This is a genomic window from Brevibacterium jeotgali, assembly GCF_900169175.1.
Lineage (GTDB): Bacteria > Actinomycetota > Actinomycetes > Actinomycetales > Brevibacteriaceae > Brevibacterium > Brevibacterium jeotgali.
On the sequence record NZ_FXZM01000009.1, the window covers coordinates 13,551 to 26,587 of the forward strand.

General features: G+C 69.1%; 13 protein-coding genes. 8 read left to right on the forward strand and 5 right to left on the reverse strand.

Annotated features, from left to right (window positions below):
* Positions 1–8 precede the first annotated feature (8 nt).
* The 3 genes from glpX to BJEO58_RS09765 all read left to right on the forward strand — a co-directional run bounded on the left by glpX (position 9) and on the right by BJEO58_RS09765 (position 3,406).
* Entirely contained in the window at positions 9–1,148 is a 1,140-nt protein-coding gene (gene glpX, locus BJEO58_RS09755; RefSeq protein WP_087004810.1) for a class II fructose-bisphosphatase, read from the forward strand.
* On the forward strand, positions 1,145–1,906 hold the full coding sequence (locus tag BJEO58_RS09760; RefSeq protein WP_373270415.1) for a carbonic anhydrase: 762 nt from the start codon (positions 1,145–1,147) through the stop codon (positions 1,904–1,906). The genes glpX and BJEO58_RS09760 overlap by 4 nt, the downstream gene beginning before the upstream one ends.
* 96 nt (positions 1,907–2,002) lie before the next feature.
* Positions 2,003–3,406: a class II fumarate hydratase gene (locus BJEO58_RS09765; protein ID WP_101589291.1), complete on the forward strand. Its 1,404-nt coding sequence runs from the start codon at positions 2,003–2,005 to the stop codon at positions 3,404–3,406.
* A 217-nt stretch (positions 3,407–3,623) separates the two neighbouring features.
* Here the strand turns inward: BJEO58_RS09765 and phoH2 are convergent, their stop codons facing one another.
* Complete coding sequence (gene phoH2, locus BJEO58_RS09770; protein WP_101589292.1) at positions 3,624–4,922, reverse strand: RNA 5'-3' helicase PhoH2; 1,299 nt, start codon at positions 4,920–4,922, stop codon at positions 3,624–3,626.
* A gap of 176 nt (positions 4,923–5,098) precedes the next feature.
* Positions 5,099–5,875: an isoprenyl transferase gene (locus BJEO58_RS09775; protein WP_101589293.1), complete on the reverse strand. Its 777-nt coding sequence runs from the start codon at positions 5,873–5,875 to the stop codon at positions 5,099–5,101.
* A 56-nt stretch (positions 5,876–5,931) separates the two neighbouring features.
* Here BJEO58_RS09775 and trhA point away from each other — a divergent pair, with 56 nt between their 5' ends.
* The gene (gene trhA / locus BJEO58_RS09780; RefSeq protein ID WP_101589294.1) at positions 5,932–6,705 is read left to right on the forward strand and encodes a PAQR family membrane homeostasis protein TrhA; all 774 of its coding nucleotides are present in this window, start codon (positions 5,932–5,934) and stop codon (positions 6,703–6,705) included.
* Between the two features lie 10 nt (positions 6,706–6,715).
* Here the strand turns inward: trhA and BJEO58_RS09785 are convergent, their stop codons facing one another.
* Together BJEO58_RS09785 and mca are read right to left on the reverse strand one after the other, a co-directional pair.
* Positions 6,716–7,039, reverse strand: a complete 324-nt coding sequence (locus tag BJEO58_RS09785; RefSeq protein WP_101589295.1) for a hypothetical protein — start codon at positions 7,037–7,039, stop codon at positions 6,716–6,718.
* Positions 7,036–8,028: a mycothiol conjugate amidase Mca gene (gene mca / locus BJEO58_RS09790; RefSeq protein WP_101589417.1), complete on the reverse strand. Its 993-nt coding sequence runs from the start codon at positions 8,026–8,028 to the stop codon at positions 7,036–7,038. Before mca ends, BJEO58_RS09785 begins: the two co-directional genes overlap by 4 nt.
* 193 nt (positions 8,029–8,221) lie before the next feature.
* Between mca and BJEO58_RS09795 the strand changes: the two genes are divergently transcribed.
* Both BJEO58_RS09795 and greA read left to right on the forward strand, forming a co-directional pair.
* Entirely contained in the window at positions 8,222–8,671 is a 450-nt protein-coding gene (locus tag BJEO58_RS09795) for a DUF4307 domain-containing protein (RefSeq protein WP_180951903.1), read from the forward strand.
* A 221-nt stretch (positions 8,672–8,892) separates the two neighbouring features.
* Positions 8,893–9,387: a transcription elongation factor GreA gene (gene greA / locus BJEO58_RS09800; protein ID WP_101589297.1), complete on the forward strand. Its 495-nt coding sequence runs from the start codon at positions 8,893–8,895 to the stop codon at positions 9,385–9,387.
* Between the two features lie 108 nt (positions 9,388–9,495).
* On the opposite strand, the gene BJEO58_RS09805 is transcribed toward greA, so the two are convergent.
* A complete protein-coding gene (locus BJEO58_RS09805; protein ID WP_246076053.1) occupies positions 9,496–11,115 on the reverse strand; it encodes an AI-2E family transporter in 1,620 nt (539 codons plus the stop codon).
* A gap of 140 nt (positions 11,116–11,255) precedes the next feature.
* On the opposite strand from BJEO58_RS09805, the gene BJEO58_RS09810 reads away from it, so the two are divergent.
* Both BJEO58_RS09810 and BJEO58_RS09815 read left to right on the forward strand, forming a co-directional pair.
* Positions 11,256–12,170, forward strand: coding sequence for an SGNH/GDSL hydrolase family protein (locus BJEO58_RS09810; RefSeq protein WP_101589298.1), 915 nt, complete (start codon positions 11,256–11,258; stop codon positions 12,168–12,170).
* Positions 12,167–12,862 (forward strand): Maf family protein, encoded by a 696-nt coding sequence (locus tag BJEO58_RS09815; RefSeq protein ID WP_101589299.1) that lies wholly within the window; start codon positions 12,167–12,169, stop codon positions 12,860–12,862. Before BJEO58_RS09810 ends, BJEO58_RS09815 begins: the two co-directional genes overlap by 4 nt.
* Positions 12,863–13,037: the final 175 nt, after the last annotated feature.

Here is a 13,037-nt window from a genome sequence, read left to right on the forward strand (position 1 = left end):
TGAGTGGCATGGCAGACAACTCCGCGCCCACGTCCCCCGGCGACGACGCCCCCGTCAAGGCTCACCACGCCGGAGGACGCGGCGATCCGGACGCGCCCCCGGTCACCGTGACGGATTCGTGGTCCGAGCGCCTGCGCATCCAGGAGGGCTCTCCCGATCGCAACCTCGCGCTCGAACTCGTGCGCGTCACGGAGGCGGCGGCCATCGCCGCCGGACCGTGGGTGGGCCGCGGCGACAAGCTCGCAGCAGACGGCGCAGCGGTCGCAGCCATGCGCAACGTGCTGTCGAGCGTGAGCATGGACGGCACCGTCGTCATCGGTGAGGGCGAGAAGGACGAAGCCCCGATGCTCTTCAACGGCGAACGCGTGGGCGACGGCTCCGGCGCCCAGGTCGACGTGGCAGTCGACCCCGTCGAGGGCACGACGCTCACCGCCCGTGGGATGCCCGGCGCGATCTCCGTCATGGCGGTCGCAGAGGCCGGCGCGATGCTCGACCCGTCAGCCGTCTTCTACATGGAGAAGCTCGTGGCCGGTGCGGAGATCGCCGATGTCGTCGACCTGCGGCTGCCGGTCGGCGAGAACATCCGCCGCGCCGCCAAGGCGAAGGGCACGGACACCAAGAACGTCACGGTCACGATCCTGGACCGCCCGCGCCACGAAGCGATGATCGACCAGGTCCGCGAAGCCGGCGCCCGCATCCGCCTCATCACCGACGGCGACGTCGCGGGTGCCATCGCGGCCGTGCGCCCCGGCACGGGCATCGACATGCTGCTGGGCATCGGCGGAACGCCGGAGGGCATCATCACCGCGTGCGCGATCAAGGCGCTCGGCGGCGTGATCCAGGGACGCCTGTGGCCGCAGTCCGACGAAGAGCGCCAGAACGCCGTCGAGCACGGACTCGACCTCGACACCGTGCTCTCGACGGATGATCTGGTCAGCGGCGACAACACCTACTTCGTCGCGACGGGCATCAGCGCCGGCGACCTGTTGGACGGCGTCCGGTACGAGGGCGACCGGGTCCACACCCACTCGCTCGTCATGCGATCGAAGTCGGGAACGGTCCGCAACGTCTACGCCGAGCACCGTCCGGACAAGACGCACTCCTACGAGGAAGCCGCGCGCGAAGCCGCACGGCGGGGCCTCGTCTGATGGCGGACACGACACAGCCGACGACGGGTTCCGAGGCCGCAGAGTCGACGGAGGCGCAGCCGGAGGCCTCCGCGGACAGGCGCATCGAGCGCACGAATCCCGCACGTCGCTTCATGACGCCCAAGGACGCGCTCCAGGCCGTCCTCGACGGGAACGAACGGTTCGTCTCCGGCACGCCCCTGCACCCGAACCAGGGGGCAGACCGTCGCAACGCGCTCGCGAACACGCAGGAGCCGTTCGTCTCGCTCTTCGGCTGCTCCGACTCCCGCGTCGCAGCAGAGATGATCTTCGACGTGGGCCTCGGCGAGATGTTCGTCATCCGGACTGCGGGCCAGGTCACGGACGGCGTCGTGCTGGGCACCCTGGAGTACGCCGTCGACCTCCTCAGCACCCCGCTCCTGGTGGTGCTCGGTCACGACAGCTGCGGGGCGGTGACCGCCGCACACGATTCGTTCGACTCCGGAGAGACGCCGGGCGGGTACATCGACGATCTCGTCGCCCGCATCATGCCGTCCGTCGCCCACGCCCGCGCACAGGGCCGCGAGGGCATCCCCGGCGCCGTCACGCAGAACACGATCGACACCGTCCACCGCATCCCCCAGCGCTCTCCGCTCATCAAGCGGGCCCTGCGCGAAGGCCGTCTGGAGATCGTGGGCCTCACCTACCGGCTGGACGACGGTCGCGTGAACACCGTGTCGCACCTCGGACCGATCGTGGACGCCAACGGCATTCCGGTCGATCTCCTCACCCGAACCTGACCCGACCCTCCAGCGCACCGACGGCCCCCGGCCGCAGACGCGCTGCACGCACCCACCAGATGCCGCACCCCCTGACTTCGAGGAGTGAAGGAAAGAATGACGCAGGAATACCGCATCGAGCACGACACGATGGGCGAAGTGAAGGTCCCCGCTGACGCCCTGTACAGCGCACAGACACAGCGTGCGGTGGAGAACTTCCCGATCTCCGGCAAGACGCTCGAGAGCGAGCACATCGCCGCACTCGCCCAGGTGAAGAAGGCCGCCGCCTCCGCGAACGAGGAACTGGACGTCCTCGACGCCCAGCGCGCCGCGGCGATCCGCACCGCGGCGGACAAGGTGATCGCCGGCGACTACGACGCCCACTTCCCGATCGATGTCTTCCAGACCGGTTCGGGCACCTCGTCCAACATGAACACCAACGAGGTCCTCTCGACGCTCGCGAACCGCGAGCTCGAGGGCACCGACGTCCAGGTGCATCCGAACGACCACGTCAACGCCTCGCAGTCGTCGAACGACGTGTTCCCGACCTCCGTCCACGTCGCCGTCGCGAACGCACTGGTGAAGGACCTGCAGCCGGCACTCGACGTGCTCGCGACCTCGCTGGAGAAGAAGGCGGAGGAGTTCCGCGACATCGTGAAGTCCGGTCGCACGCACCTCATGGATGCCACGCCGGTGACGCTCGGGCAGGAATTCGGCGGCTACGCCGCACAGGTCCGCTACGGCATCGAGCGCATCGACGCCTCGCTCCCCCGCGTCACGGAGGTCCCGCAGGGCGGCACAGCGGTCGGCACGGGCATCAACACCCCCGCAGGCTTCTCCGCCCGGGTCGTCGAGCTCCTCGCCGAGCAGACCGGCCTGCCCATCACGGAGGCGCGCAATCACTTCGAGGCACAGGCGAACCGCGACGGACTCGTCGAGGTCTCCGGCCAGCTGCGCACCATCGCGTACGGCTTCATGAAGATCAACAACGACCTGCGCTGGATGGGTTCGGGCCCCAACACGGGTCTGGGAGAACTCCAGATCCCCGACCTGCAGCCGGGCTCGTCGATCATGCCGGGCAAGGTCAACCCCGTCATCTGCGAGGCAGCCATCCAGGCCGCCGCCCAGGTCATCGGCAACGACACCACCGTGTCGCTCTCCTCGACCAACGGCGCCTTCGAACTCAACGTGGGAATCCCGGTCATGGCCGCGAACCTGCTCGAATCGGTTCGCCTGCTCGCCAACACCTCGCGGGTCATGGCGGAGAAGATGATCGACGGGCTCACCGCGAATGAGGAGCGCGCACGCTTCCTCGCGGAGGCCTCGCCCTCGATCGTCACGCCGCTCAACAAGGTGATCGGCTACGAATCGGCCGCGAAGATCGCCAAGTACGCCGTGGCGGAGAAGGTCACGGTCAAGGAGGCGACGATCGCGCTGGGCTTCGTCGAGGACGGCTCCCTCACGGAGGAGCAGCTCGACGCGGCCCTCGACGTCACGACGATGATCGGCGAGTACCGCTGAGCACGGCTCGCTGAGCATGTTCTGCTGAGGCGCACACGCCGCGCCTCGATCCAGAGCACATGACACCCCCGGAAGGATTCCTCCCGGGGGTGTCATGTGCTCTCAGCCGGATCCAGGCGATCGAGCCGTCGCTTCTGCACACGAATCGCCGCTTCCACGTGCCACAGTGACGTCTCGACGTGCGGAAACGACGTCACGACGCCTCAGCCGGCCTCACTCACACCAGTTCGGCCTCCTCGAGCACCTCGGTCACCAGCGCGGCGATCGCGGACCGCTCGGAACGGACGAGCGTGTAGTGCGCGAACAGCGGATGCCCGGTCAGGCGGTCGATGACGGCGGTGATCCCGTCGTGCCGCCCCACCCGCAGGTTGTCGCGCTGAGCGACGTCGTGCGTCAGGATGACGCGGGAGTTCTCTCCCAGCCGGGACAGCACCGTGAGCAGAACGGTCCGCTCCAGTGACTGCGCCTCGTCGACGATGACGAAGGAGTCGTGCAGCGAGCGTCCCCGGATGTGTGTGAGCGGCAGGACCTCGAGGATCCCCCGGTGGAGCACCTCGTCGATGACGTTCTGGCTCACCAGCGCCCCCAGGGTGTCGAACACCGCCTCCGCCCAGGGGTTCATCTTGTCGCCCTCGGAGCCGGGCAGGTAGCCCAGATTCTGACCGCCCACCGCGTAGAGCGGTCGGAAGACCTTGATGGACTGATGGCTGTGGTCCTCGAGCACGGCCTGCAGACCCGCCATGAGCGCCAGCGCAGACTTGCCGGTGCCTGCCCGTCCGCCCATACTCACGATGCCCACGGACTCATCGGTGAGCGCATCGATCGCGATGCGCTGCTCCGCAGACCGCCCGTGGACCCCGAACACCGACTGATCACCGCGGACCAGACGGATCCGATCGTCCCCGACGACGCGTGCCAGCCCGGAACCACGGGGGCTCGTCAGCACGAGGCCCGTGTTGACCGATTCGTGCGCCACGGCATCGGTCTGCAGCCAGCCCTCGTCGAACAGGGTCGACATCTCCTCCTCGTCGAGGCCCAGGGACGACATTCCGGTGAAGCTCGAATCGCCGGCCTGCTCATTGAGATACTGCTGGGCCTGCAGCCCCAGCGAGGCCGCCTTCACACGCATCGGCACGTCCTTCGTCACGACGACGACGGTGGACCCCTCCGCCTGCAGATTGCGGGCGACCGCGAGGATCCGCGTGTCGTTCTCCGCTCTGTCGAAGGTGCGCGGCAGGTGGGTCGTGTCCACGTTGTTGATCTCGACACGCAGAGATCCGCCCTCCTCCCCGACCGGGAACGGACGATCGAGTCTGCCGTGCTCCTCCCGCATCTCGTCGAGGATCGCAAGTGCGCGGCGCGCGGTGTAGCCGAGCTCCGGGTGGTGTCTCTTGCCCTCCAGCTCAGAGACGACCACCAGTGGGATGACGACCTCGTGCTCCGCGAACCGCAGCATCGCGCGCGGATCCGACAGGAGGACCGAGGTATCGAGGACGTAGGTGACGGTTCCGCTCACGGGCGAGCTCCCCTTCAAGCATCGACGTCCGAGGCCGTGTCCCTGTCCTTCCCCGACGGGGCCCTGCCCCGGAGCCGGCTTTCTGCCGACACCACCACGCTAGCCGCGTCCGTGCCCCCGCGGTCGGACGCGGCGGGCGGGTCTCATGGCCATCGGGTGAACGCGTCCTGAATCCGCTACTTGCCGTAGCGCCGGTTCCGCTCCGCGTACGAACGCAGTGCGCGCAGGAAATCGGTGCGTCGGAAGGCGGGCCAGTACGCCTCGCAGAAGTAGAACTCGGTGTAGGCGCTCTGCCAGATGAGGAATCCGGACAGCCGCTGCTCGCCGGAGGAGCGGATGATCAGATCCGGGTCCGGCTGCCCCTTGGTGTAGAGATGCTCGGAGATCCCGTCCTCCGTGACGGATTCAATCGCGTCCTCGAGCGGCCGCCCCTCATCCAGGCTCTCCCGCAGCAGTTCGCGGACCGCGGTGACGATCTCCTGCCGACCGCCGTAGCCTGCTGCGATGTTCACCCGCACCCGTGCGCGAGCATGGTCGGTGGACGCCTCCACAGCGCCTTCCAGCCGCGCACGCAGCGGCTGGGGCAGCAGTGCCAGGTCACCCACGAGGTTCACCTCGATGCCGTCGCGCTGCGCGATGTCATCGACCATGTCCGCGATGATCGTCCCGAGCGCTTCGACTTCATCATCCGCGCGCTGAAGGTTCTCCTTCGACAGCACATACAGGGTGACGACCTCGATCCCCAGCTCGTCGCACCAGCCGATGAACTCGACGATCCGCTTCGCGCCGGCCCTGTGCCCGTCCTCCGTCGTCGTGCCGAACTCCTTGGCCCACCGACGGTTGCCGTCCGTGATGACACCCACGTGGCGCGGCAGCCGCCCCGAAGGCTCCAGCCCCGCGGCTATGCGCCGGTTGTACAGCCGGTACAGCCACGAGCGCGGCGATGTCGGCATAGATTCTCTCTCCTTGGGGTGAGGTGCTTCCCAGAGAATCACCCTACTATCGGAGTATGGACCTTCTGGAGCACCCGAACGACGCCTCGTCCGCGTCCGCGGGCGATCCCGCGCTCAGCGACAATCCGGCTGCGAAGCCCGTCCGCGGCGCCCGCAGGCGCACTGCCCTGCGCCACGAGCTCACCAAACTCGCGGGACAGATCCGCCCCAGCTGGCGCGGCTGGATCCATGCCGGCGCGTTCCCGGTGAGTCTGCTCGGCGGTCTGGCCCTCGTCATCGTCGCCCCGACGATCGCCTCGCGGATCGCCGCGGCTCTCTTCACCGTGACCGGCATGCTGCTGTTCGGCACATCCGCCGTCTATCACGCGGGTCGCTGGCGGATGCGGATCCGGCTGATGCTGCGTCGCTTCGACCACGCGAACATCTTCCTCATCATCGCGGGCACGTACACCCCGCTGGCAGTCCTCTGCCTCGAAGGGACCGCTCAGACCGCGCTCCTGGTCACCATGTGGTCGGCCGCGATCGTGGGCGTCCTCTTCCGCGTCCTCTGGACGACGGCCCCGCGCTGGCTCTTCGTCCCCGTCTACGTGGGCATCGGACTCGCCGGTGTGGGCTACGTCCCGGGCATCTGGATGGAGAGCCTGCCGGTGGGGATCCTCGTCGTCACCGGAGGGGCCCTCTACATCGCCGGCGCAGTCGTCTACGGCCTCAAGCGCCCCAATCCCTCGCCCACGGTGTTCGGCTTCCACGAGATCTTCCACACCTTCACGGTGCTGGGCTACAGCTGCCACCTCGCGGCGCTGCTGGTCGCCGCGTCACACGCCTACTGACGCGGTTCGCCTACTGACGCGGTTCGTCGCCGGCTGACGTTCCTGCCGGCGCCTCGGTCCCCTGCTCCGGAGCATCGCTGCCGTCCAGGGTCCCCGTGTTCTGGGGGCCCGTCCTGGGACCGCGCTCGATCGGGATCGGGTGATAGCGGACCACACCCGCCCGCGCCCGCATCCTGCGCTGGCGCTTCACGAGGCTGCGGGCCAGCAGGACGACGGCGGTGGCCAGGAAGAACGTCGCCAAGAACCCGATCGTGCCCGGAGTCACCACCTCTGCGTCGGGGTAGCCGCCCTCAGCAGGCGGTTCAGTCGCGGCTGCGACGATGAGTGCGATCAACGGTCCTCCTCCAGGGCAGCGGGCTCGACGGCATCCGGCAGGAGGTCGTCCGGCACGGCGTCCCCGTCATCATCCGTCACCCCGGCGAAGAGGTCGGACTCGATGAAGTCCTGCGAGCGGTCCAACGGGGGCCGCCCGGTGCTGTCATGGGCGAGTTCGAACTCCTCGGTGAGCCAGTGCTTCCGAGCAGCAGCGCGTCCGCCGGAGAAGAAGCCGCCATTCGGATCGATCTGGGTCGCATGGGCGATGAGAGCCTGGTCGCGGTGGGGGAAGAACTCTCCGCTGTGCACGCGGGCCGTCAGCCAGGTGTGCCGCTCCTCGTCCCGCTTGGCGAACCATTCCAGCTGCTCTGCGAAGGGCGATTCCCCTCCCTCCGCCTCGATGAGTCGGTGGATCTCGAGGAACTTCCGAGCGGAGAGGTCCTGATTGAAGTACACCTTCTGCACACGCCACGGATCGCCCAGCTCCGGATTCGCATCACTCTGCGCCGCGCGCTCCAGAGCCACCATCGACACGTCGTGCGTGCGGATGTGGTCGGGGTGGGGGTAGCCGCCCAGCTCGTCGTACGTCGTGGCCACATGCGGGCGGAACCGGCGGATGACGGACACGAGGGTCCGAGCGGAGACCTCGATGGGCACGCGGTAGAAGCTGCCGCGCGGTGTGAGCTCGTCCGGATCGCCGTCGGGAAGCCCCGAATCGACGTAGCCGGCCCACACGTGCTCGACGCCCAGCGTCCGCGCGGCCTTCGCCATCTCCTCGCGACGCAGGCCTGCGATGTCACGGATCGCGGCGGGCGAACCCTCCAGCGCGGGGTTGAGGATGTCACCGGCCTCACCGCCGGTCATCGTCACCACCATGACGCGGGCCCCCAGCGCAGCGTACTTCGCACTGGTCGCGGCGCCCTTCGACGCTTCGTCATCAGGGTGCGCGTGGATCGCCAAGAGCCTGAGACCCTCGTAGGGGGTGGTGGTGTGGGAACGATCCCGCATGGACGGCTGACCTCCGGTCGGCGCATTGAGGCGCATGATGCTCGCTTGCTCGCGCGCGGGCCCGCGCGCACAGACCCCTCCAGGGTAGTCGCCGCACTGACCGCCCGCCCAATCGGTCGGGTGTTCATCGCCCCACACCGCCCCGCTCGTCCCGCACGCTCCGCTCCCAGGCGAGTCTGGGACAATGGAGGGCGTGACAGCCACCGCCGATCTCAGCTCCCGCTACGGGAGGCGCTCATCCCATGCCAGCCCCCAGCCGTCGGGGCGTCGCCGGATGTCCCGTCCCGCGATCATCGCCACCGTCGTCGGCCTGGCAGCCGCGAGCGGCGTGGCCGCGTGGTACGGACTGGCCCCCGGCCCCACGCCGGACGGCACGAAGGACGTGAGCTACGAGGTCGTCGACTCGACACTGACCCGCGCCACGATCGCCGTCCAGCCCGATGACGCCCGCGACATCGTCTGCGCGGTGCGCGCCGTCAGTGTCCACGACGCGGTCGTGGGGTACACAGAGATCGACGTTCCGGCGGACCCTGCGGCTGACTCGTCGACCCCGCACGTGGTGACCACGGACATCACGACCACCCAGCTGGCCGCGTCCGGCCACCACGAGTCGTGCTGGTACGCCGACGACCCGCAGATCTGAGCATCCCGCCCGCAGATCTGAGCTTCCGGTACGGATCGGCACGGACTCCTGCGGTGCAGGCAACCTTGTGACCGACGACATGACGCGGTAGAATCGCGACTTCAGGAACGATCCCGGATGGCGTCCCGCCCTCCGGGATCATTCACTGTCCTACGCGGACCATCGGGTCCGCAGACCGAGGCCCGCATCCCCTGCGGGCCTCTCGCACACGAGGAGGACCAATGACGGAAGAGGTCATCGGCGAAGAGACCTGGCTGAGCCAGGAGGCCTTCGACCGCCTCTCCAAGGAGCTCGAGACCCTGCAGGGCCCCGGACGCGCGGAGATCGCTGAGAAGATCGACTCCGCCCGCGAAGAGGGCGACCTCAAGGAGAACGGCGGTTATCACGCGGCGCGGGAGGAGCAGGGCAAGATCGAAGCCCGCATCCGCCAGCTGGAGCACCTCCTGCGACATGCGACTGTCGGCGAAGCGAGTTCGGACCTGAGCGCCGCCTCCCCCGGCACCGTCATCACAGCGACCGTCGCCGGCCGTGAGATGCGATTCCTGCTGGGTTCGCGCGAGATCGCCGGCGCGAACACGGACATCGACGTGTTCTCCGAGGCATCACCGCTCGGCGGCGCTGTCAACGGCACGAAGATCGGCGAGTCGACGTCCTACGAGGCTCCGAACGGCAAGTCGATCTCTGTGACGGTCGACAAGGTCGAACCGTACAACTGATCAGGTGAGCCGCTCCGCGGCACTCAGAACGCAGGTGGCCCGCACGGAATGCACCGTGCGGGCCACCTGCGTTCTCCATGAGGCCGACTCATAGTACTGATGCTCCAGTCAGCGGCGTTCCGGCCCGTCGTCAGACCTGCCGTCGGCACCATCTGCAGGGGCACCACCATGATCGGCGCTGTCGTGATCGACTGAGCGCGGCTCATCGCTCGCTGCGGGCCCACCGGTGGGTCTGCGCCCTCCCACCGGGCCGCGCTCCCCCGCCGCGCCGGGCTCTTCCCCCGAGCCCCCGACGGCACCGGACCTCGCAGAGCGATCGCGCGACTGCTCATCCCCGAAGGTGGAGCGGGCGGATGCGGGGGGCACGGTGGGCTCGCCCGCGGATCCCGGTGCCCCTGCGGCGACCGGGGCCGCCACCCGCGGCCGGGAGGCGCTCGGGTCCGGATCGTGCCGGGGCGGTTCGTCGTCGTCCGGTCTGTCCTTCTCATCCGCTTCGGCGAACACGTCGTCGCCGGCGAGGAAGCGCACGACGGTGTTCGCGACCGCGATGACGGGCACCGCGAACAGCGCACCGGCGATGCCGAACAGGAACGCACCGGCGGCCACCGCGAGGACGACGGCGAGCGGGTGGACGCTCACCGCCTTGCCCATGATGAACGGCTGGAGGACGTTGCCCTCGATCTGCTGCACCACCAGCACGACGCCCAACATGATGAGAGCGGATACGAGGCCCTGCGACACGAGCGCCACGACGACGGCGATGATGCCGGTGGCCACCGCACCCACGATCGGGATGAATGAGGCCAGGAAGACGAGCACCGTGAGCGGAATGGCCAGCGGGATGCCCAGCACGAGCGCACCGATGCCGATGCCGACCGCGTCGACTCCGGCGACGATGATCTGCACGCGCACGTACTGGACGAGGGTCTGCCACCCTCGCAGCGCCGCGCCCTCCGTCTTCGCGCGAGCAGGCCTGGGCATGAGCCGGACGGCCCACGTGAACATGCGGCGGCCGTCATAGAGGAAGAAGAACGCGGTGAAGAGCGTGAGCAGGAGACCCGTGGCGAATGTGCCCACCGACGACACCGCGCCCGCGGCACCGCCGACCAGGTTCGAGGCGTTCTCCTCGAGGTAGGCGATGCCCTGCTCCAGGCCTTCGTCGATGTACCCGGAGATGATCGACGAGTCCAGGCCGAAGGGGTTCGAGTTCAGCCAGTCGCTGATCGTCGTGAAACCGGCGACGACCTGTCCTGACAGCTCCCCGAAGCCCACGACGATCTGCTGTCCCACCAGGGTGATCGTGCCCGTGACGAGGATGAGGAAGCCCACGAAGACGCTTCCGGCGGACAGGGCCCGCGGCCACCCGAGCCGCACGAGGAGCGAATGGACGGGGGTCAGCAGCGCCGCCAGGAGCAGTGCGATGAGTGCGGGCAGCAGCACCAGGGACACCGTCGACATGAGCCAGAACAGTCCGCCCAGCGCGACGACCACGACGATCAATCGCCAGCTCCAGGCCGCAGCCAGGCGGAACGGCGGCGAGACGTAGGGTTCGTACGCCCCCCGACCCCGTTCGTCTGCAGTGGGCTCCGCAAAGGTCATCGGCCCTGTGGGCGGCGCACCCAGGAGCACTCCGCCGGGATTCTGGGCGGCACCGTCGCGGAGGTTCCTGAAGCCCTCCCATGCACCGAGGATCCGCTTCGTGAAGTCAGGTCGCCTGTCGTTCGCCATGGCGCCATGCTATATGCCGGAATCACCGCGATCGGGGATGTTCGCCTGAGAGGTCCCGCCGGACCGATAGGCTGACCCAGCGGTGGCTTCGAAAGGCGTGCCCACCGTCTACCCGGGTGATCGGATCGAGGAGCGTGCGCATGCGGCGAAAGACGGCCGTCGGCCTGCTGTGCACCGTCGCAGGGCCCGCTCTCCTGGCAGGCGCCGCATCGGGTCTCCTCCGACTCCAGGCCGGGCGACTGCGCCGCGCGTTCGCCGCAGCCGCGGACGCACAGGATGCCCCGGGGACCCGCATGGTCTCCGAACCGCCCGCGTTCCTCACCGACACTGCCGAGCCCCCGCTCACCGGAGGCTCCGCCACCGACGACTCCCTGGACGCGAGCGCCGAAGGCTCCCCCACCGCGGGCTCCGCTGCCGAGGACTCCCCCGCCGCGGCACTCGCAGTACTGGGCGATTCCTGGATCGCGGGGTCTGCCCCTGGAGACCCCGCACGGCTGCTGAGCCGCGGCCTCGCGGCTCTCCTGAGCACCCCCGTGCACCTGTCCGCCTTCGCAGAGCCGTCCGCCCGGGCCGAGGCCCTCATCACCCAGGTCGACCGCGCCCTGGCGGATCCACATCTGCGCACCCGCGGCGGACCGCGGATCGCCGTCATCTCGATGGGCACGGCCGACATCGTCTTCCCGGTCACCGGCTCGATCACCCTGGGCGTCCTGTCGTCAGCCCTCACCCGGCTCGACCGCGCCGGCTTCGCGGTCGTCGTCCTCTGCTGCCCGAATCTCAGCAGCCTCCCGGGGATCAGGAACCCCCTGCGAACCGTGCTGCGGCGCTCATCGCGCGTGCTCGCCGGCTCGCAGTGGCTCGCCGCACTCGCCGCCGGAGCCCTGCCGCTGTCGGTCACCCGCATCCTGTCGGGCACCTCGCACGCGGGACTGGTCGATCCGTCCGGCCAGCGCCCCAGCCCCCTGGGCCGCCGACAGCTCGCCGCCGCGGTCCTGCACGAGATCGCACAGCGGTATGCACTGCCCCAGTACAGCCATCCGATGGAGGACGAATGACCCGCCTGCTGCTGGCCTCCGGTTCGCCCTCCCGCCTGCGCACGCTGCGGGAGGCCGGCATCGAACCGCTCGTCGCCGTGCCGAACGTCGACGAGGATGCACTCGAAGCCGCACATCCGCACGCGGACGTGCGCACACTGGTCTCCCTCCTCGCCGAGGCGAAGGCGGCGGCCGTCGTCGACAGGCTCGTCGCAGATCCCTCCCTCGTCCCGGACATCGACGACGTGGACGGCGACGTCGTCCTCGTGGCCTGCGATTCGGTGCTGGAGCTGGGCGGGGCCGCCGTGGGCAAGCCCCACACCGCAGAGAGGACCAGGGCCCTCTGGCAGGAGATGGCGGGAACATCCCCGGTCCTCTGGAGCGCGCACTGGGTGGGGATCCTCACCCGGACGGTGAAGGACGACCCGCACGCTCGGGGCCCCTGGAGGGTGCGGGCCCGTCGCGCAGCCGCCGGAGAGACGACCGTCCACCTCGCCTCCCCCACCGCCGCCGAGCTCGAGGCCTACATCGCCACCTCGGAGCCCTTCGAGGTCGCGGGCGCGCTCACGATCGACGGACTGGGCGGCGCATTCGTCACCGGCATCGCAGGAGATCACCACAACGTGATCGGACTGAGCCTGCCGCTCCTCCGCACACTGCTGGGAGAGATGAACATCCTCTGGACCGACCTCTGGAACCGTACCCCGCAGTGATCGCCCCGCCCGTTCCCGCTCGCAGGGCCTCTGCAGCCGCTCACCGCCGGCGCCGCTGCGTCCGACACGCCCGGCGCCACATCACCGACGACGAGAATCGCGCCGCGCCCTTTTGTCGGGTGCCGACAACCGCTCGATGGACTTCCCTATATTCGTCGGTGCTGTTCCCGTTCGT